18 protein-coding genes are annotated in these 19038 nt (G+C 51.7%); 10 read left to right on the forward strand and 8 right to left on the reverse strand.

The window, feature by feature from the left end; all coding sequences use genetic code 11:
- Positions 1–424 precede the first annotated feature (424 nt).
- The 3 genes from VNL73_11315 to VNL73_11325 all read left to right on the forward strand — a co-directional run bounded on the left by VNL73_11315 (position 425) and on the right by VNL73_11325 (position 2473).
- Positions 425–706 carry a hypothetical protein gene (locus VNL73_11315; protein HXF49996.1) on the forward strand — a complete coding sequence of 94 codons (282 nt, stop codon included), beginning with the start codon at positions 425–427 and terminating at the stop codon, positions 704–706.
- A gap of 370 nt (positions 707–1076) precedes the next feature.
- Positions 1077–1883, forward strand: a complete 807-nt coding sequence (locus tag VNL73_11320) for a hypothetical protein (protein HXF49997.1) — start codon at positions 1077–1079, stop codon at positions 1881–1883.
- A 2-nt stretch (positions 1884–1885) separates the two neighbouring features.
- A complete protein-coding gene (locus VNL73_11325; protein ID HXF49998.1) occupies positions 1886–2473 on the forward strand; it encodes a hypothetical protein in 588 nt (195 codons plus the stop codon).
- Between the two features lie 15 nt (positions 2474–2488).
- Here the strand turns inward: VNL73_11325 and VNL73_11330 are convergent, their stop codons facing one another.
- The 3 genes from VNL73_11330 to VNL73_11340 all read right to left on the reverse strand — a co-directional run bounded on the left by VNL73_11330 (position 2489) and on the right by VNL73_11340 (position 4832).
- A complete protein-coding gene (locus tag VNL73_11330; protein HXF49999.1) occupies positions 2489–2938 on the reverse strand; it encodes a hypothetical protein in 450 nt (149 codons plus the stop codon).
- Between the two features lie 339 nt (positions 2939–3277).
- Positions 3278–4687, reverse strand: a complete 1410-nt coding sequence (locus tag VNL73_11335; protein HXF50000.1) for a sigma-54 dependent transcriptional regulator — start codon at positions 4685–4687, stop codon at positions 3278–3280.
- A complete protein-coding gene (locus VNL73_11340; GenBank protein ID HXF50001.1) occupies positions 4680–4832 on the reverse strand; it encodes a hypothetical protein in 153 nt (50 codons plus the stop codon). The genes VNL73_11335 and VNL73_11340 overlap by 8 nt, the downstream gene beginning before the upstream one ends.
- Before the next feature lie 174 nt (positions 4833–5006).
- On the opposite strand from VNL73_11340, the gene VNL73_11345 reads away from it, so the two are divergent.
- Entirely contained in the window at positions 5007–6047 is a 1041-nt protein-coding gene (locus tag VNL73_11345; protein HXF50002.1) for an anti-sigma factor, read from the forward strand.
- A gap of 120 nt (positions 6048–6167) precedes the next feature.
- Here VNL73_11345 and VNL73_11350 read toward each other — a convergent pair whose 3' ends face one another.
- Positions 6168–6815 (reverse strand): hypothetical protein, encoded by a 648-nt coding sequence (locus tag VNL73_11350; GenBank protein HXF50003.1) that lies wholly within the window; start codon positions 6813–6815, stop codon positions 6168–6170.
- Positions 6816–7004: 189 nt separating this feature from the next.
- A complete protein-coding gene (locus tag VNL73_11355; GenBank protein HXF50004.1) occupies positions 7005–7799 on the reverse strand; it encodes a M23 family metallopeptidase in 795 nt (264 codons plus the stop codon).
- 599 nt (positions 7800–8398) lie between these two features.
- Here VNL73_11355 and dnaA point away from each other — a divergent pair.
- Positions 8399–9772 (forward strand): chromosomal replication initiator protein DnaA, encoded by a 1374-nt coding sequence (dnaA, locus tag VNL73_11360; GenBank protein ID HXF50005.1) that lies wholly within the window; start codon positions 8399–8401, stop codon positions 9770–9772.
- Positions 9773–9982: 210 nt separating this feature from the next.
- Positions 9983–11101: a DNA polymerase III subunit beta gene (gene dnaN, locus VNL73_11365; protein HXF50006.1), complete on the forward strand. Its 1119-nt coding sequence runs from the start codon at positions 9983–9985 to the stop codon at positions 11099–11101.
- Between the two features lie 220 nt (positions 11102–11321).
- On the opposite strand, the gene VNL73_11370 is transcribed toward dnaN, so the two are convergent.
- Genes VNL73_11370 through VNL73_11380 form a run of 3 tightly spaced genes read right to left on the reverse strand, consistent with a single transcriptional unit; the run spans position 11322 to position 14138 of the window.
- The gene (locus tag VNL73_11370; GenBank protein HXF50007.1) at positions 11322–11900 is read right to left on the reverse strand and encodes an MjaI family restriction endonuclease; all 579 of its coding nucleotides are present in this window, start codon (positions 11898–11900) and stop codon (positions 11322–11324) included.
- Positions 11901–13202: a DNA methyltransferase gene (locus VNL73_11375; GenBank protein HXF50008.1), complete on the reverse strand. Its 1302-nt coding sequence runs from the start codon at positions 13200–13202 to the stop codon at positions 11901–11903.
- A 27-nt stretch (positions 13203–13229) separates the two neighbouring features.
- Positions 13230–14138, reverse strand: a complete 909-nt coding sequence (locus VNL73_11380; GenBank protein HXF50009.1) for a restriction endonuclease — start codon at positions 14136–14138, stop codon at positions 13230–13232.
- A gap of 113 nt (positions 14139–14251) precedes the next feature.
- Here VNL73_11380 and mnmG point away from each other — a divergent pair, with 113 nt between their 5' ends.
- From mnmG to VNL73_11400, 4 genes are all read left to right on the forward strand, one after another.
- A complete protein-coding gene (gene mnmG / locus VNL73_11385; protein ID HXF50010.1) occupies positions 14252–16237 on the forward strand; it encodes a tRNA uridine-5-carboxymethylaminomethyl(34) synthesis enzyme MnmG in 1986 nt (661 codons plus the stop codon).
- A 291-nt stretch (positions 16238–16528) separates the two neighbouring features.
- Positions 16529–17125, forward strand: coding sequence for a 16S rRNA (guanine(527)-N(7))-methyltransferase RsmG (rsmG, locus tag VNL73_11390; protein ID HXF50011.1), 597 nt, complete (start codon positions 16529–16531; stop codon positions 17123–17125).
- Positions 17126–17238: 113 nt separating this feature from the next.
- Positions 17239–18102 (forward strand): AAA family ATPase, encoded by an 864-nt coding sequence (locus tag VNL73_11395; GenBank protein ID HXF50012.1) that lies wholly within the window; start codon positions 17239–17241, stop codon positions 18100–18102.
- A 71-nt stretch (positions 18103–18173) separates the two neighbouring features.
- Positions 18174–19034: a ParB/RepB/Spo0J family partition protein gene (locus tag VNL73_11400; GenBank protein ID HXF50013.1), complete on the forward strand. Its 861-nt coding sequence runs from the start codon at positions 18174–18176 to the stop codon at positions 19032–19034.
- Positions 19035–19038 lie beyond the last annotated feature (4 nt).

Below are 19038 nucleotides of genomic sequence, written 5' to 3' on the forward strand. Positions count from 1 at the left end.
TGCATTACAAAATCAAGCGCTACAAAATAACCCTCTAACTCCCAACTGCCAAAAATTTGGCGCTAAACGCCAAAATTTTGGCGTTGACTTCCGTTTTCACCCCTCTCTTTTTATTCCCCGTATGCTTTGGCAGGAGCACACATGGGATATTGGCCTCGAACCAGACGGCGGTAGCGTGGCGACTACCTCTGCCTCCCCTCCCCCGGCCGAGCCGCCCAAAGGGATTTGGGAAACGCCGGGGGAGGTTTCTCCTTTCTGGTACGACCGGCGCCCTCCGATTCTCCGGGGAGCGCCGGCCTGCCCACACCCTGCATTCAACAAGGAGGTGCGGTATGGGATAAACTAACATTGTTGACGGAAGGACGCAAGCCCCGATAATTTCGGGAAACCCTTTAACCGGTTGCAAAACGAAAAAGGAGGAATTATGTTTTTACGGAAATGGAAAACCGGACAGATAGCCGTTGGCTTTCTGGTGGCGGCCTTCTTGGTGTTGAGCGGAGTGAACGTGAAGGGGTTGATGGAGGGGCAGGAGGCCATCAAAAAGGCCAATGCTTGGTCAATTAGACTCCAGCTGGCGCTATTGACCTACAACAATCGGACGGGGGATTGTGACGGCTTTTTTACCAATTGCTTTTCTCTGTCAATTAGATTTGGCAGTACGGAGCACAACCTTACAATGAGTCCGGGAGGTTTACAAGTTGAGTAAGCTATCCCTGATTCGGAAAGGCCGGCCCTCGGTATTATGCCGAGGTCCGGCTCTATTGCTTCTCCTTTGCTTTACAGGAAATACGGGGACACTCAGTGCCCAGGATAGATTTGACAAGTTTTTCGTTTCAAGCGGAAAGCTTAAGTTGCAAGATGCCAAATTGGCATTTGGTTCTCTGCTGGGAGCAAAAGTAGGGACTTCGGGAAAAATTTACGCCATAGACTGGGAAGTCGGAGGAGATGGCTTCCGGGGTTTAAAGGTGTTTTCCCCCAATGGACAAAACACACGACGTCTTGATACACCCCACCCAGACGGAGGGCGAGTAATACGCAAACAGAAATTTTATGACGCTATGGAAAGCAAGGACGGTTTGCTGGTAACGACCTCCATGGCCTATCTTTTCATCTACGACACATTAGGCTCTTTAAAGAAAGTCGTAGAGCAAGGCAATGTGCGTGCGCAGAACCTGAAAGAACTGTGGGGCCACAACATCGAGCGCTTGGATGTGGCCCCGGGCGGCGAAATTGTTGGCATCGGTGTGGGTTATCCCAATCACAACCTCCTGCACCTTTACACGGGGGACGGAAAATTCATCCGCGATTTCTTCCCTTTGGATTCTATTTACACCGAATCAAGCGTCAAATTTCCCTCCGTTGACGTAGACACGGCGGGCGACGTATGGTGTGTGTATCCTCCTTTCCACAAAGTTTTTCGTTACGGGATAAACGGCAGTCGAAAGAAGGAGATTGTTGGCAAGACCCAGCTCTTCAAGCCGCCTGACAAACTGAAAGGCCCTATCTCCCGCAAAAGTTGGTTGAAGTGGCTTAAAACCTGGACGCCGGTAGTGGAATGCGCGGCCACCCAGAGCGGATACGTGCTTTTGGTGATGTTGGCGGGTGAAAAGGGAAAACCCTTCGTCAAAAACTACAATCCAGAGCGGATGTATGATGGCGGGTTTTTTATCGATATTTACGACCGGGAGGGGAATCTGATGGCCGGTGGTTTGCACACGCCGCACCGGTTTTTATGCGTGGATGACAAGGATAACCTCTGGTTTGCCCTAGCGCCCGAAACGCCGGAGAACCCGGCCAAAGACGGGCCGGTGGTGTTGGGAAAGTATAAACTTAACTTAAAGCCAATGTCCGTCGGAAAAAAGGTTTCCAAAACCGGGCGGTAGGCGTGAAGCGTTTTTTGCTTTGGGCGAACATCGCAGCCCTTTTGGTCTTTGCTGTCTTCAACTTTTTTCTATTGCGTCAGAACCGCGCCCTTCATAACCAAGTGGAAAATATGCGCACCCAACTTAAGCATTCCGCCGATTCCGACCTGTATCGGTTGGCCTCCGGCTACTCCCCATTCTGCCAATTATCCGTAAAGAAAAAGGGGGAAGAGGTCAGAAAGCCGGACCTCACTCTGTTGGTTTTTCTCACCCAGCAGGATTGTGGGGGCTGCTTACAAGAGGCGGAACTTTGGGAAAAGCTATACAAAACCTATTCTTCGCGTGGGTTTTTAGCCGTTGCGTTGGTTCGACAGGAAGATTCGGTTTGGGCCGATCAGGTGGCTAGGGACTTTGCGCTAAGTTTCCCGGTCGTTCCCCTCGATTCAAGCATCGTCCAATTTCTGGGATGGCCCCCGACCACGCCCTTCAAGATGGTGGTCGACAGTTTGCAGCGATTGATCTACCTCTCCGGCCCGAACAGTGAGCCGGAGGGGCAGAAAAACTTCGCCGAAGTGGCCGAAAAGCTCTGCCGGGCTTATCTAACGAATTAACCGGCGGTTGTAAATTTAACGCAGTTTTTCGAGGGCCGACAAAAAATTCTCCTTCCCTTGCGGGTCTTCGGGAAAGGAGTGGATGTGCATCACCAGCTTGCTCTTGCCTTTTTCCTTGAGGCAGAAATCGAGAAGCTGCCCGGCCAGCCGTTCGGAGGCCCGTTCGGCCCCCCGGCGGGGGGTCTCCACCAGCAAAACCGCCACCCGGTGGGTGTTCGAAACGCCGACCAAATCGGTCTCCCGCACGGACGACCGAGCCACTTCCACCACCCGTTTTTTCAGCTCCTCGTCCCAGTTGTAGCCGACCGGAACCACTTCAAAAAGAACCAGCGAAACGAAGGATAGATACCGCTCCGCCCTCTTCAGCTCCTGCTCCGCTCGCGATACAAAAGAAGAATTGCAGTCCAAAGCACCCCCCGGCGGCTCTTCCGTCTCGGACGAATCCTTATCGATTTGGTGCCTCACAAGTCCTTTCGCCAACATCCTTGTCTTGTACCCAAACTCGGGGCGGCCTCCAGCCGCAATTTTACTTGATGGGCCCCTCAAAAACCGCTTTGAGCAAAACCCGTGCCCCTGCCCGCTGTTGTTCTTTCACTTCTTATCCACACCACTTGAATTCATCTGATGGCCGGAAAGGGATGGGCGGCAACACCCGCTGATACATAGAAGTGCAGCGAACCCAGTTTATAACTCCTCACCGGCTGTGGATATTTATTACCTGCGGCTTAAGAGAAAATTCCAAAGCCCTGCAATCCGCTTCACAAAAACGGAACGGGAATACACAAAAAACTACTGCTTGCCGGGTTACAACTGCGGTTCGTTGATGCGGTATTCTTTGATTTTATAAAGCAGCGAGCGGTAGGAGATTTCCAGAATATCGGCCGCTTTGCGCCGGTTCCAGTTGGTTTTCTGCAGTACTTCGGCGATTACCCGCTTTTCCTCCCGCGACACGATGTCATCCACCCTTTTTTTCAAGGAATAGCCAGCCGCCGCTCCGGGCAAAGAAGCGGCACCGGAAGCGAGGGAAAAGGCCGGAAAGCCAGCCACCCCGCTCGTGGCGGAAAGCAACGAGGGAACGATGGAATCATCCTCCCGCACCACCACCTGCTTGATGACGTTTTCCAGCTGGCGCACATTTCCGGGCCAGTGAAACCCCTGCATCCTGGCCATATTCTCGGCGGTGATGGTGTGAAAATTTTTCTTGTACAGTTCGTTGTAGCGGGCCAGAAAATGAGCCACCAAAAGCGGAACATCCTCCGGCCGTTCCCGCAACGGCGGAAGCAGGATGGCCACTTCGTTCAACCGGTAAAACAAATCATCCCGCATCTGGTGACTGGCGATGGCCGCCTCCATATCCTTGTTGGTGGCGCAGACGATGCGCACATCCACCCGGATGTTCTGGATGCCGCCTACGCGGACAAACTCGTGCTGCTCGATGACCTGCAAAAGCTTGGACTGCAGCTCCATCGGCATGTCCCCGATTTCATCCAGAAACATGGTTCCCTTGTTGGCCACCTCGAACCGCCCCGGCTTGGTTTTGTGCGCCCCCGTAAAGGCCCCCTTTTCGTAGCCGAACAGCTCCGCTTCCAACAGATCGCGCGGAATGGCGGCGCAGTTCACCTTGACGAACGGTTCCGCGCGGCGGCCGGAAAGATTGTGAATCATCCGCGCCACGATCTCCTTCCCCGTGCCGGATTCCCCGCGGATGACCACGGAAAGCTCCGAGTCCGCCACCTGCTCGATGATGTTTTTGACCTCCAGCATCCGGGCCGAATCCCCGATGAAGGTATCGTACTGGCTTTTGGCCTTCAGTTCCGATTTGAGATGGGAAAGCTCCCGCTTGAGCCGGCTTTTTTCCAGAACATTCTGGATGTGGATTTCCACCTCCCGCACGTCGAACGGCTTGGTGATGAACTCGGACGCCCCGTGGCGGATCGATTCGACGATGTTTTTGGTGTCCCCGTGGCCAGAAAGCATAATCACATCCAGCCCCAAATCGGCGGCCTTCAATTTTTGCAAAACCTCCAGCCCGGAAAGCCCCGGCATTTTGATATCCAGCAACACTAAATTCGGTTTGATTTTGGAAACCTGCTGAATCCCCTCCACGCCGTCCCGCGCGCCGACGATCTCAAACTCCTCCAGCCCTTCGGAGAGTATCCAAGGCACTTTCGGGTCGTCGTCGATGACCACAATTTTGGGCCGGTCTTTAGACATGTTCACCCAATCCGTCGGGCGCCATATCAAGACCCGCTATTCCTTGATCCATTTTTATAAACCTCCAGCCATGCTCGATCCCCTGATTCACCCCTAATATATCGGCTTTTGCTTGCAAATGGTTAGCATTTTTTTGCAGAAACACCGGTCGCTCCAACGCCTGCTTCCAGCGGAGCGGTCTGCTTTTCTTTCGTTCCGGTCGACGGTGCGCAAAAACTTCACATTTCGGGTTGACAATTCCCGCTTCCCCGTCTTACTTTGAAGTTATTGGAAACGGGATTCGCCAACATCTGGACGCTGACCGAAAAGGATTGAATCAATGAGCACGGCCTATATCGATTCCGCCTTCGACTCCCGGCTGGTGGCCCAAATCGCCGCCGGCGATGCCCGCGCGGTGGGAAAACTTTTCGACCGCTACGCCGGTCTGGCGTACAACCTCGGCCATCAAATCCTCCAGAGCGCCGAGCGGGCGGAGCAGGTGGTTTTCGAGCTTTTTCTCCGGCTCTGGCACGAGTCCGACCAGTTCAATTCCCCGGACGGAATAAAAAACCGCCTTCTGCAAAACGCCTATGTTTTGGCCAAATCGCAGCTCCCCCCTTCCGCCCCGGTGGACGAGCGCTGGGAGCATTTGACTGACACGGAGCTGGATGAGGCGCTGATGAACCCTCCCGCCCCGGCCGAGGCCCTGGAAGCGCTGAAAACCAAATTGATGGCCACCATCGAACCGGATGCCCGCGGGGGAGGAGCTCCACACAAAAATTTTTCGCCAAATGAACGTTCCAATCCGGCCTCTTCGGCAGCTTCCGGCGGCAAATCCGGGGAGGTTTTTGCCGGACGAAGCGAGCGGGGGCGGTCCCTCTGGCCCCTTTTGGCCTTTGGTTTCGGCATTGCCGCCAGTATTCTGGCGGTTTATTCCAGTTTTAACGCCCGCAAACTATCCTTCGAGCTTCGGGATTTGACCATCGAATCAGTCGCCCAAAGGCAGGAGCTGAAAATCGCCCAGGCCAAGCTCGGCTTCGCTTTGGCGCCGCATACGGAGGTGTTGATTCTGACCGGTCAGCCCGCCGCTCCAAAAGCGAGAGCCAAGCTGGTCTGGGACCCGGTCGAGGGGCAGGGGATTTTGATTGCCTCCGGGCTGGCCCCCGCCCCGGCGGACAAAAGCTACCAGTTTTGGGCGGTTGCCGGCGGCAAGCCGGTCGCCATCAAAACGTTCAACGTCGATTCCACCGGCGCGGCCGAGGTGAAAATCGCCCATCTCCCCCCCTCCGAACATATCTTCGCCTTTAACGTGACTTTGGAGCTGGCTGGCGGGGTCGTCGAGCCGACCGGTGAAAAACTGCTCTCCGGCGCCCGGCTGTAAAAGTTACACCTTCAAACCTTACCCCAATAAATCTATATCAAAGGGACCCGCTTCTGGCCGTCCATTCGTAAAAGGTGAAAAATCGACTGGGGGCAAAGAAAAAAGTCGGCCGGAGCCGAGTTAAATCGATTTCAGCACGGCCTCGTCCATATTGACGAAAAGCCGGTATTTTTGCCCTGCGGCCAGCACCCGGGGGTCGGTTTCCACCGTCCGGACAACGGCAATCGGCAAGAACTTGTTGATATGGATGACCCACTCGGCAAAATCGGCCGCCTGGTCGGAGTTGGTGAAAACAAAAGTGGCCCCCGCCTCGTCGATGAATTCAATGCGGGTCACCCGGGCCGTGTGCATCGGCCCCAAAAAGGAGAAAAACGGCTTCCAGACCACCACCTGGGTCACCACCTTGATGTTCGGTTTGAGATAAGGGACTTTAACCGGCACCCCCTTCTCTCCTTCCTGAAACTCGATGAAAAAGCTCTCGTCCTTGGCCTGCTTCACCTCGATTTGGGCCTGGGGGGAATTGAACTCCAAAACCCGGAAGTTGGTGCGCTGGGAGGAAAGCCAGAAAATCGCCTGGGCGACGAAAACGAATGCCAGTCCCGCTCCCAAAGGCAGAAAAATCTGCGTCCCCTGCCGAAAACGGATCGGCTCCCCCTTGCGCGCGGAGCGGATGCCGGTGATTTTTCGCACCAACGCATAAATAATCCCGGCCAAGCCAAACAGGAAAAGAACTACGGCAACCAAATTGAGCGTGGACATCTTATCCATTTCATCCCCCCAAGTTTACTCTTCCAAACCCCTTGAAAACCATACAATTCCAGCCTGCACAAAAGTCAAAAAACGACTGCCATATCCCACTTTTAAAGCCTAAACCTGTGGAAAAGGTTTATTTTTTGGTTTAAATATGGCGAACCAAGTTCTTGAACAGCAATGAATTTTCGATTTTTCCACATATTTTTAAGAGTTGCTAACACCGCTTTTTTTAGTGCCGGAGGCGGGCTTTCGGCCCTCCATGGGAGAGGCCTCCGTGGCTTTGTCCAAAAAAGCGGTAAACGGGCTAACCGGCTGTCCTTCTTTGAATACCACGAACTCTATTTTGCCGGAACCGAAGCGGGGCGGGGTCGATAACCCTAGGGCATCCCCCAATTTCAAAACATCCCCCCGTTTCACCAGCGGGGAAAGGTTGCCGGAATAGGTGGAAAAATATCCGTTTTTATGCTGCACGGTAATCATCCAGTTGACCAAGCTGTTGTGAATCACCTCCGCCACCACCCCGCTGCCGGAGGCGCGCACGCTGTCTTTTTTGTCGAAATTAATGAGCATCCGCCCCCCCTTGGCCTCCACCCGCCCGTCCAAGGGAAAAATCCGGGCCCCGTTTTCATCCCCCGCCAGAATGGTGAACCCGGGCCGCTCCCGGCGCAGCGAATCCTTTTTTCCCCTTTTTTGGGCCATCTCGATCCCGACCAGCCGCGCCATGCGGGAAGCCATCTCGTGGGAAAGAGCCAGTTCTTTTTCGATGAACGAGAGCCGCTCCACCACGGCCGAGCTCTCCGAGCCGTTCACTTTGTACGCCGCCGGAACGGGGAAAAAAAGATAGGCCAGAAGCAGAACGGTAAAAAATCCGACCGGCAGGGCCGCCAAAAGATACAAAATCCCGGCCGGAATACGCAAAACCAATCCCCCCTTCCGATCCGAGGAGGAAAACGATATGGTGATCCCCCGCTTGTTCATCTTCTCTATCTTTTTCGACATCTCCAATTCCTTTCTTAACCCAAACGAAGTAAACCGTTTCATTCATCAAAAATCAATTCCTTTCTTTTTGAAAAACTTTTTGGTGGCCCCGTTCCAAAATGCGGCGGCCGGCCAAAAGAAAGAGAGGTGCCCCCCCCCAAGCCGATCCGGTCAAAAAATAATTTTCAAAATTCTCCTCTTAAAATTATCAACCAAAACGGACAACTTGTTGACAAATAGCCAAGTGCCCGTTGTTACCAATATCTTCGGGAATTTCAATGCTTTGGGCGCTGAAACTCAACCGGTTACAACTTTTCCACCGAAATGTGAATTTTTCTCTTGACTTGGTCTTCCGGGCGTCTTATTTTCGCATAACCTTATGAGGCGCAAGCTATTATGATTTGTGTTTGTATGTTGAAAACTTCTCTTTGCCTGCTAACTTGTTGCGGCATAACCAAGCCCGCCTCCGGCTTTTCGACAGTCAAATGTGGATAAGTGGTGCGAAAGCTTGCTAAGCGATGCTAAACGCTTAACTGTCATTGGGTTCTTATTTTATTTTGATGTAGAAAACTTTTAACCTTTATATATTGTTCACTTCCTTAATCGGAGCAGGAGGAGAAATGCTATCGGAACCGGAAAAACTTTGGTCGGAGGTATTGGAGTATCTGGAAAAAAGGGTCAAGCGCCAATCCTACTACACCTGGCTGCGCCCCACCAAGCTTTTTGGTCAGAACGGAACGGTCTTTATCACCGTTCCCAACCGCTTCGTGGCGGAATGGCTGGAGGAGCATTATCGAGCTTTGATTGCGGAGGCGTTTCAGGCGGTCACAGGTGCCGAAATTTCCTTCGGCTTCAAAGTCTCCAGCGAAAAATCCGATTTTCCACTCGCCGCTCCCCCCCCAACCAACGGCAACGGCGCAAACGGCAATGGCCATCCCAAACCGGCAATGGCGACCGAGGCCGAGCCCTACCGCAAGCTTTTGAACCCCCGCTACACCTTTGAATCGTTCGTGCGCGGGGATTCCAATTTGATGGCCCACGCCGTTGCGGTCGCGGTCTCCGAGGCCCCCGGAAAAACCCGTTACAACCCGCTCTATTTCTACGGCGGCGTTGGTTTGGGAAAAACGCACTTGTTGCAGGCGATCGGCCACGCCGTTTTGGACGACAATCCGGCTGCCAAGGTTTTATACGTCACCTCGGAGCGCTTCACCTCCGATTTCATCACCTCCCTTTCCAACAACACCACCTCGGAGTTCACCGCCTACTACCGGCAGGCGGACGTTTTGCTTTTGGATGACATCCAGTTTCTGGTCGGCAAGGAATCGACCCAAGTGCAGTTCTTCCACACCTTTAACGCCCTGCACCAGGCCGGCAAACAGATTGTCCTCTCCTCCGACCGGCCGCCGTCTTTGACCAAAGGGCTGGAGGAGCGGCTCCTCTCCCGCTTTCAATGGGGGATGACCGTCGACATCCAGCCCCCCGACCTGGAGACCCGCATCGCCATTTTGCGCAAAAAAAGTGAATCGGACAAGCTCACCATCAGCGACGAGGTAATCACCTTCATCGCCGAAAACATCTCCTCCAACATCCGCGAGCTGGAGGGCTGCTTAATCCGCCTTTTGGCCTATTCCTCCCTTTGGGGCAAAGATGTCAATATTGAACTGGCCAAGGAGGTCCTGCGGGACCATCTAAAGGCCTCTGAAAAAAGAATCACCATCGAAGCCATCCACAAGCGCACCGCCGAGCATTTCAAGCTGGCCCCCGAACTGCTTCTAGCGAAAAAGAAAACTCAAGAAGTCGCCATGGCCCGGCAGGTGGCAATGTACCTCTGCCGGCTTTTAACCGACCATTCCCTGAAATCAATCGGCTCCTATTTTGGCGGGCGGGACCATTCCACTGTCATCCACGCCTGCGAAATCGTCTCCGGCCGGATGAAATCAGACAACAAATTCCGTCAGGAAATCGAGCAATTGATAAACGTTTTATCTAACTAACATCTTAACATGCAGCTTATCAACAAAAAATTGTTGCACAAAAACAGACCGGTTACAAAGAAAGTTTTCAGATTAACTTTTCCATTAAATACCGGAGGGACAATGCCGGAAGCACCCTCTTCCACATTTGCACACCCTTTATTGTGATTGTATATTGAATACACTATGACCAAAAGACACTGGGCGGTAAACCTAAAACGGGAGGCCTAGATGAAGTTTTCGCTGCCAAGAAGCAAATTTCTTAACGCCATAACCAACGTCACCTCGGCGGTGCCGAACCGCACCACGCTTCCGATTTTGGGTAATTTTCTTTTGTCAACGGCGGATGGCAAAGTAAAAATTTCCGCCACCGATTTGGACATCGGCGTTACCACTTCCGTTCCGGCCAACGTCACCAAGCAGGGCGCGGTCACCGTCCCCGCCCGGCTTTTGGACAGTTTGGTGCGCGAACTTCCGGAAACCAACATCGAGGTAATCGCCCACGACAACCGGGTGGAACTGAAAGCCGACAAGGGTTCCTACAAGCTGGGCGGCATGCCGGCCGACGAGTTTCCGCGGCTTCCCGAGTCCTCCCCCGCCAAGCTGATTCGCATCCCCGGCGAGGATATGATTAATCTGATTCGCCGCACCCGCTTTGCCGCCTCGCGGGACGACACCCGCCCGGTTCTAACCGGCATTTTGTGGCAGACCTCCGGCGATATGATGACGATGGTCGCCACCGACGGCCACCGCCTGGCCAAAATGTCGGTGGTGAATAAGAAACTCAAGGGCCTGCACGACGACGTCATCGTCCCCCCCAAGGGACTGGAGCTGGTGGAAAAGCTGGTCGGCGAGGATGAATCCAAAGAAGTGGGCGTCCTCTTCGGCGAAAAAAATATCATCTTCGATTTAGGGGACACGGTCATCTCCTCCCGGATTATCGAAGGCCCCTATCCGGATTATGACCAAGTCATTCCCAAAGGGAACGACAAAAAGCTGCGCTTGAACCGCCCGGCTTTTATGTCCGCCCTCAAGCGGGTCGGCCTGCTTTCCAATTCCCTCACCCATCAGGTCAAAATCTCGCTTCGCAAATCCTCCATCGAGCTTTCCGCCCACAATCCGGACTTCGCCGGCGAGGCCAAAGAAACTTTATCGGCGGGATACGAAGGCGAGGAGATGGAGCTGGGCTACAACGCCGGCTATGTGTTGGATATTTTGAAGCAGTTGGAAGGCGAGGAGGTCCTGTTCAACTTGGGCAGCCCCCTTTCCGCCGGCATCATCGCCGACACCGTCAAGAAAAACGGCTCGGATTATTTCTATCTCTTAATGCCGCTGCGCCTGGCGGATTAGGGTTTTGTAGGGGCAACTCCCCGTGGTTGCCCTTTTCTGTTTGTAGGGGCGATTCATGAATCGCCCGTCCCTCTCCACCCCGTGGAGAGGGACCACAGGGTGAGGTGCCTTTTCTCCCCTTCCCGCACCGGGAAGGGGACAAAGGGGTTAGGTCGTCTTTCGTAGGGGTAGGTCCCCGCTTGCCCCAAGGGAACTCGAGGGGTGCCCGCCCTTCCATTTTTTAATCAAATTCGATTTCTATTCCATCTTTTTTCTTGGTGTAATAAATAATCCCCGTTTCAATTTTCTCTCCCAACGCCCGTTTAGATTTATACGTGGTCGGCTTTATCGATACGGGGATTTTTCCGATGAACCCGTCGGTTCCCTTTGACTCCTCCTCCGGTGTCGCCAATCTATATTTTTCATCTTTTTGGTCGGCCACCTTTTTTAGAATCGCTTCCTGAAACCGCAAACCCACGAATGTTTTTACTATCACCAGGTCCTTCACCCATTGCTCCACCAACTTTTGGTCGATTTTATTCATCGCATCCTTGAGCTGAGAAAGCATTTCCACGATTTTTGCAGTAGCGACCGCAATTGCTTCTGGATGCGTTCTTAAATACCAATTTTCCCATTCAGCCAACGTCTTGCCGGGAAACTTCTGAATCAGCTCGCTCAATTGTCCCACTACTTTGGGGCGAGTACCCTGTGCATTCTGATTGGCAAGGTTGATGAGTTGGGTTGTGTACTTGGGGAATGCCGAAGAAGGAGAGCCTAAGGCGCGACGGATTTCTTCGTTTGAAAGTTTTAGCTTCGGCAACTAGGCTCCGTTGCCGAGGCTGAATGCAACTCGTAGAAACTTTGATTTAGCCAGATATTCGTGAGCGGTGTCCACTTTTACCAATCCGCTCTTAATCAAATGCTGATTAATGAATGTCTTGTTTTTTAAATACAGATAGCCAAGGAGATTTGCTTTCTCATCATATTTTTGCTGGTCGAATTTAAGGAACACCTTCTGCCCTTTTAAAAGATTCGCGAGGTATGCCTCCGCCTCCGCCTTTTTCTCTTGAATGGGTTTAATTCCTAAGAGCCGAACGATTAAACCGGTGTCCAATTTCACCCGGTCGGGCGCTTCAATTTTGCGCACGGCATAAAGGTTTCCGTTCGGTTTTTCTTTTCCATCAATTTTGGAGCCAAAGCGAAGTTTTTTGAGGTCCACCTTCTTTTCGAATTTGATTGGGTCTTTAAAAATGTAAGGAAGTTTCTTGATTTCGCTATTAGTGTCAATGGTAGTCTTGGATTTCTCAATTTCCAGAAAGCATCCACCTTTTTTAAAAAGGTCTCCTTTTTTTGTATCAAGTTTCTTTTTGATGATAGGAAGAAATTCTGGATTGATTTCATATCCGATGGAATTTCGCCCTAAGTTTTTTGCGGCCAACGTGGTTGTACCACTGCCTACAAAGGGATCCAAGACGGTATCTTCTACGAAGGAAAACATTTTGATTAAACGCTTGGGCAATTCTTCCGGAAAAGCGGCCAGATGCTTGTCCTGTCTTTCCCCGGGGAAATTCCAATGCCCGTAAAAATACTCGTTCCATTCTTTCGTGGTGAGCTTTGATTTTTCCTTCTGTTCTTTTGTGGCTTTGGGCGGAATTCCCATTTTTTTGAAAATTAGAATAAACTCATAATCCAATTTCACGATGCCGTTGCGCGGATAAGGAAACGAACCCATTATGGTGGCACCGCCGGTGGTGTTCGTGGTCGTTACCTTCTGCCAGATGATGGCCCCCATATAATCAAAGCCAATCGTTTCACAGAACTTTATGATTTCGGTGCGAATCGGAATGATTTTATAGCGGCCGTAATACACCGAGCGGGCAAACTGGTCGCCGATGTTCACGCACAGCCGGCAGCCGGGCGAGAGCACCCGGTGGCACTCGTTCCAAACCAGATTCAGGTTGTTGATGTAATCCTCATAGGTGTCGTTGTAGCCGATTTGCTCCTTATGCCCGTAATCTTTTAACTGCCAGTACGGCGGCGAGGTAACGACAAGTTGAACGGACTCATCCCGCACCTCCGTCATTCTCCGCGAATCGCCAATTATGATTTTATGCATCGTCATTGCTTGTCGTGATTCGGTTTGTATATTTTATTCCTCTACAAAATAGTCCCAATCAATTTTTTTGATTTCATATGAAACGTGTTTTGAAACCCCCACATCATGGTCAATCATGAGTTGAGTCAACTTCTCACCGTCAATCAGAACTATTTTGCTGTCAATTTTTGATACAAAGTCATGGGCATCATCAGAGAATTTTGAGGTTGTTATAAAAACACCCTTCCTGGCCTTGCGTCCCTGGAGGGCACCGGCAAATTTTTGAACTTCAGGCCGACCAATAATGCCATCCCATCTTTTTGCTTGGAGGTAGATTACATCTAGCCCGAGCTTATCTTCATTGATTAGGCCGTCAATTCCTTCATCCCCGCTCCCCCCGGTCGCTTTTCCAGCATCGTCTCTGAAACTACCGTATCCCATTCTCAACAATAATTCTACTACTAGCTTTTCAAAAAATTTAGGCGAAGAACTTTTGACTTTAGCGAGAAGTTCGGTGGACAAATCACGCCTTATCCTCTGGTATCCTGACTCAAGGGATTCCTCGGGTGTCTTTTCGGTTGCCTTCTCTGCTTCCCCCTCGGATTCATCTTGATCTTTTTTTACGGTCTGAAATTCGACAAACTCCGGGAAACTCCTTAAAAAAGCAACGTTTATCGTTTTTGGGTTTTTTCTTAATACATCCAATCCTCTGGAAGTGATTTTGAAATACCCCCTCTTTGTTGAATCTAAAAGGCCTGCTTTTTTTAAATACGTATGGGCCCACCCGACGCGGTTATCAAAGATTTCTTGCAAGCCACTAGGTAGGAGTTTCTTTCGATCGTCTTCTGTGACGTTAAATTCTTGCGCAAGTAATTCGATTGCCTCCCTAAGAGAATGCTCCCGCTGATCGCTGGCAAATTTCAGCAGCGGCAACATGATACTTTGATAATCTGGTATCGACATTTTGTTTTCTCTCGCCTTCCAAATTAAAGGAAATGGAAGCACTTTGCAAACAGGATCATTTTCTTTACAGGTTGCGAGATTTGCTTCCCTTATGTAGCTTATGGCGCTTGTATATGTCGTCCCATTTCGACCTCATCGTCATCGGCGCCGGGCATGCGGGCTGCGAGGCGGCTTTGGCCGCGGCCCGAATGGGGGTGGAAACCGCCCTTTTCTGCCAGTCGAAGGAAACCATCGCCCGGATGAGCTGCAACCCGGCCATCGGCGGCCAGGCCAAAGGCCAACTGGTCAAGGAAATCGACGCGATGGGGGGCGAAATGGCCAAAGTGACCGACCTTGCCGGCCTCCAATGGAAAATTTTGAACCGCTCCAAAGGCCCGGCCGTCTGGTCCTCCCGCGCCCAGTGCGACCGCACCCTCTACCATCAAAAAATGCGCGCGGTAGTCGAATCCCAGCCGGGTTTGACCATTGTCGAGGGGAAAGTCGTAGATTTCGCTGTCGAAACACTGGAGAACGAGGCCTCGGGCAGCCCCTCTTCAAAAATCACCGGCGTAATCACCGAAGACGGCCGCTTTTTTTCCGCCCGTGCAGTCGTACTCTGCTCCGGAACTTTCTTAAACGGGCTGATTCATATGGGGGAAAAGTCGATTCCCGCCGGCCGCATCGGCGAAGCGCCGGTTGCCGGCGTGACCGAAAAGCTTTTGCAACTCGGCTTCAAAACCGGCCGGCTGAAAACCGGCACCCCGCCGCGCCTCGCCGGCAAATCCATCGACTACGACCGGCTCTCCCCCCAGCCCGGCGACGATCCGCCGCCGCCGTTTTCGATTTTTACGAAAGAGATAACGAATCCCCAGCTTTTGTGCCATTTGACCTACACCACGCCGGAAACGCACAAAATCATCCGCGAAAATATTCACCGCTCGCCGATGTTTTCCGGCAAAATCAAAGGCGTGGGCCCCCGCTACTGCCCCAGCGTGGAGGATAAAATTTACCGCTTCGCCGACAAGGAGCGCCACCAGCTTTTTCTGGAGCCGGAAGGGTACGACACCGATTTGGTTTACATCAACGGCTTTTCCACTTCCCTGCCGGAGGAAGTCCAGTTCAAAGCGTTGCGGACTATTTCTGGGCTGGAAAAAGTGGAAATGCTTCGCGCCGGCTACGCCGTCGAATACGATTATTTCTGCCCGACGCAGCTTTATCCAACCCTCGAAACCAAAATCGTCAAGAATCTTTACTTCGCCGGCCAAATTAACGGGACATCAGGATACGAGGAAGCCGCCGCGCAGGGGTTTATCGCCGGAATCAACGCCGCCTGTTCCATAATTGGCAGAAATCCTGTCATTTTGACCCGAAACTTGGCTTACATCGGTGTTTTGATTGACGATTTAATAACCAAAGGTACTGAGGAGCCGTACCGTATGTTCACCTCCCGCGCCGAATATCGGCTGATTTTACGCGAGGACAACGCCGATTTGCGCTTGCTGCCATTGGGTTATGAGCTTGGGCTAATTTCCAATGAACAGTATGATGAATTTCTGGATCGCCAGGCCAAAATCAAATCGGAAATTTTGCGCCTGAAGAAAACTTTCGTTTTTGATTCAGGTTTTCAATTGCCCGAAAAAAACGGGAACGGTTCATCCGGCGCAGCGCATTTGGAAATGGGTTCCTCCGTTGTACAGAATGGAAATTCGAACTCAAACGGAAACAGCGCAAAAAAGGCCTCGCTTTTCAATCTGCTCCGCCGCCCTTGGATAAGCTGGAGCCGGGTGGCCGAAGCGGACCCCCTCTGCGCCGAGCTGCCGCCAACTATAGCCGCCAAAGTCGAAGTCGAAGTGAAATACTCCGGCTACATCGAAAGGCAGAAAGAGGAAATCGAGCGCTTCCAGAAAATGGAGGGAGTCCCGGTTCCTTTCGATTTTGACTATTCCTCCATTTCCGGACTCAAAATGGAAGCACGCCAAAAGCTCTCCAAAATCCGTCCCACAACCTTGGGCCAAGCCTCCCGCATTTCCGGCATCACCCCCAGCGATATTTCTATCCTTTCCATTTTCCTCAAAAAATACCGCGGACAAAGAAAGCACGAACTTCCAGTCGTCGGCTAACGACAATCAAAATTGTTTCACGTGAAACAATTTTTATAAACCGTTACTAATAAGCTACTTATCCAAGAGTAAATCATGTTTTTTGTGCTGTTTTGCCCATTTTTTGGGCCTAAGCGCTTGGTATGGCGCATCACATTGACCAATATTTTGTATTTGCTTTTTGGGCATTCTGCAATATATTCTGCCTCCCAATGCCCGATTTCATTGGAGCGAAATCATTCAAACCAAAATTGTTTCACGTGAAACATTTTTTATAACAAATTGGAACTATTCAAAATAGCCAAGAGTGAATTGGGTTTTTTGCTTCCCAAAAGGGAGGTGGAACTCTATTATTCCCTCTTTCGGGAGCACGGCAAGCAGCTCGGCTTGGCCTCCACGGCCTCGATTTCTGAAAAGGGATTTGAAAAGCTTTTTTTGGAGTCACTGCTAATCTTGAAGGATTTTTCCCCGCCGCAGGGGGCTACCGTTTTGGACCTCGGCTCCGGTGCCGGCTTTCCAGCGATTTGTTTGAAGATCGCCCGCTTTGATTTAAACTTCACCCTGCTTGAGCCGAATCATAAAAAGTTTCTTTTTTTGGAGAAATTGGAAAAAGTGCTCGGGCTGCAAGGTTTGGAGGTCTTGGAAATGCGGGCGGAGGATTTTGCCAAGCAGGGACGGACCTTCGATTTTGTGACTGCGCGTGCCTTTGGTCCATTGGAAAAATTTGCCAAGGCCGCCTATCCGTTTATGCATCTGAATTCATTAGCTATAGCAATCAAAGCAACCGATTTTTCGCGTGAAGTTTCGGCCTTGAAAAAATTTCCAAAGGTCATCTTGCTGGGGGCCAAAGAGGTAAAATTTAAAAAGGCCAAGTACCAGATTGGATTGGCCTTTCTGAAAAAAGCATAATCATTTCACCGCGGGGGCGCATACGGGAGAACTTTGGCTTGCACAAACCGGGACAAGAAGTTAACTTGGGGGACGTGGAGCAGTCCAAGGGGCTCATAGGAGGCCAACTCGAAGTGCAAAACGGCCAGGAGACCAAATTTTTTCCGAAAAAAGCGAAAATTATCGCCATTGCCAACCAGAAGGGGGGCGTCGGCAAGACGACCACAGCCATAAACCTCGCTTCCTGCTTGGCGGTGGCGGAAAAGAAAACGCTGCTCCTCGACATCGACCCGCAGGGGAACACCACCTCCGGTTTGGGAATCGACAAGGAAAAATTGGGCCTGACTGTCTACGAAGTTTTGATAGAGGAAAAGCCGATTGCCGAAGCGATAATCAAAACCGACATTCCTTTTCTGGATTTGCTCCCGGCCCACGTGCGCTTGGTCGGCGCGGAGGTGGAGCTGGTGAACCAAATCGCCCGGGAGAAAAAATTGGCCTCTGCTTTGGAGTCGATTCTTAATCAGTATGAATTTATTTTGATCGATTGCCCGCCGTCGCTTGGGCTTTTGACTTTGAACACGCTGACCGCCGCGGATTCGGTTTTGATTCCGATTCAGTGTGAGTACTATGCCCTTGAGGGATTGGGTCAACTTCTCAATACCATCCGGCTGATTCAGAAGCATCTGAACCCAAATTTGAAAATCGAGGGGGTGCTTTTGACCATGTACGATTCACGTCTGAATTTGTCCAAACAGGTGGCGGAGGAGGCGCGCAAATATTTTTCCGGGAAGGTGTACGAGACGGTCATCTCCCGCAATGTGCGGCTTTCGGAGGCGCCTTCCTTCGGCAAGCCGATTATCATGTACGACATTCTTTCCTCCGGCGCGGAAAATTATCTGGCCTTGGCAAAGGAGATTTTGGGGTCCGATTCACCGGAAGCAGGCAGGCCCGAGGTTGAAAATTCTTTGACTGACAAAAGCGCAGGCAAACCGGAGTGATGGCTGAAGACGCCCATATAACAGAAGGGCATGAGTAGAATTTTGGAAAAAATTTGAGATAGGAGGCGCAAATGAAGAAGCCGGCATTGGGGAGAGGTTTGGGGGCTTTGATTCCAGGCATGACGGAAGAGGCGGCGGCGGAAGAGGGGAAGCTGCAGGAGATTCCAATCGACATCATTTACAAAAGCCCGTATCAACCACGCACCGACTTACATGCCGTAACACTTAGTGAATTGGCGGATTCGATAGCCGAAAAAGGAGTACTTCAGCCAATTTTGGTAACGCCAAAAGACAGTGGGTACGAACTGGTTGCAGGGGAGCGAAGAGTTACAGCTGCCGAAATGGCAGGATATAAACAAGTACCGGCTATAATCCTCGAAGGATTAACCAAAGAGGAGAAGATTGAGCTGGCGCTTATTGAAAACCTGCAGCGGGAGGACTTGAACCCGATTGATGAAGCGAGGGCGTATAAGCGATTGGCGGAAGAGTGCAACTTGACGCAGGAGGAGATTGCCAAGCGGGTGGGGAAGGAGCGTTCGGTCATTGCCAATTCGCTTCGGCTTTTGACTTTGCCGGAGGACGTTCAGTTTATTATTTCCGAAGCCCGGATAACCCCCAGCCACGCGCGGACGCTATTGAATCTGGCGGATTCGGAAGCGCAGGTGAAACTGGCGGAGAAGATGGCATCGGAGAAGATGACCGTCCGTTCGGCGGAAAAACTGGTTTTGAAACGCCGCACCGCCCGCCGGTCGCCGGCGCTTTCCGCCTCCGCCGAGGATTTGCAGTCCGAGATGCAAAGGCATTTGGCCACCAAGGTCAAAATTTTTCGCAACCAGAAGGGGCGGGGGAGAGTTGAAATCCATTTCTTTTCCGATATGGAGCTGGAGCGGCTGGCGGGAATCATTCTGGATACCGGCGAAGGGATGAAGTAGGCCG

The sequence above is a fragment of the Verrucomicrobiia bacterium genome, assembly GCA_035574275.1.
Taxonomy (GTDB): domain Bacteria; phylum Zixibacteria; class MSB-5A5; order DSPP01; family DSPP01; genus DSPP01.

What these genes read in the sequence shown, in the direction of transcription:
- VNL73_11315 (HXF49996.1), top strand. Translation starts at nt 425, where the DNA reads ATGTTTTTACGGAAATGGAAAACCGGACAGATAGCCGTTGGCTTTCTG.
- VNL73_11335 (HXF50000.1), bottom strand. Translation starts at nt 4,687, where the DNA reads ATGTCTAAAGACCGGCCCAAAATTGTGGTCATCGACGACGACCCGAAA.
- VNL73_11345 (HXF50002.1), top strand. Translation starts at nt 5,007, where the DNA reads ATGAGCACGGCCTATATCGATTCCGCCTTCGACTCCCGGCTGGTGGCC.
- VNL73_11350 (HXF50003.1), bottom strand. Translation starts at nt 6,815, where the DNA reads ATGGATAAGATGTCCACGCTCAATTTGGTTGCCGTAGTTCTTTTCCTG.
- VNL73_11355 (HXF50004.1), bottom strand. Translation starts at nt 7,799, where the DNA reads ATGTCGAAAAAGATAGAGAAGATGAACAAGCGGGGGATCACCATATCG.
- dnaA (HXF50005.1), top strand. Translation starts at nt 8,399, where the DNA reads ATGCTATCGGAACCGGAAAAACTTTGGTCGGAGGTATTGGAGTATCTG.
- dnaN (HXF50006.1), top strand. Translation starts at nt 9,983, where the DNA reads ATGAAGTTTTCGCTGCCAAGAAGCAAATTTCTTAACGCCATAACCAAC.
- VNL73_11375 (HXF50008.1), bottom strand. Translation starts at nt 13,202, where the DNA reads ATGACGATGCATAAAATCATAATTGGCGATTCGCGGAGAATGACGGAG.
- VNL73_11380 (HXF50009.1), bottom strand. Translation starts at nt 14,138, where the DNA reads ATGTCGATACCAGATTATCAAAGTATCATGTTGCCGCTGCTGAAATTT.
- mnmG (HXF50010.1), top strand. Translation starts at nt 14,252, where the DNA reads ATGTCGTCCCATTTCGACCTCATCGTCATCGGCGCCGGGCATGCGGGC.
- VNL73_11400 (HXF50013.1), top strand. Translation starts at nt 18,174, where the DNA reads ATGAAGAAGCCGGCATTGGGGAGAGGTTTGGGGGCTTTGATTCCAGGC.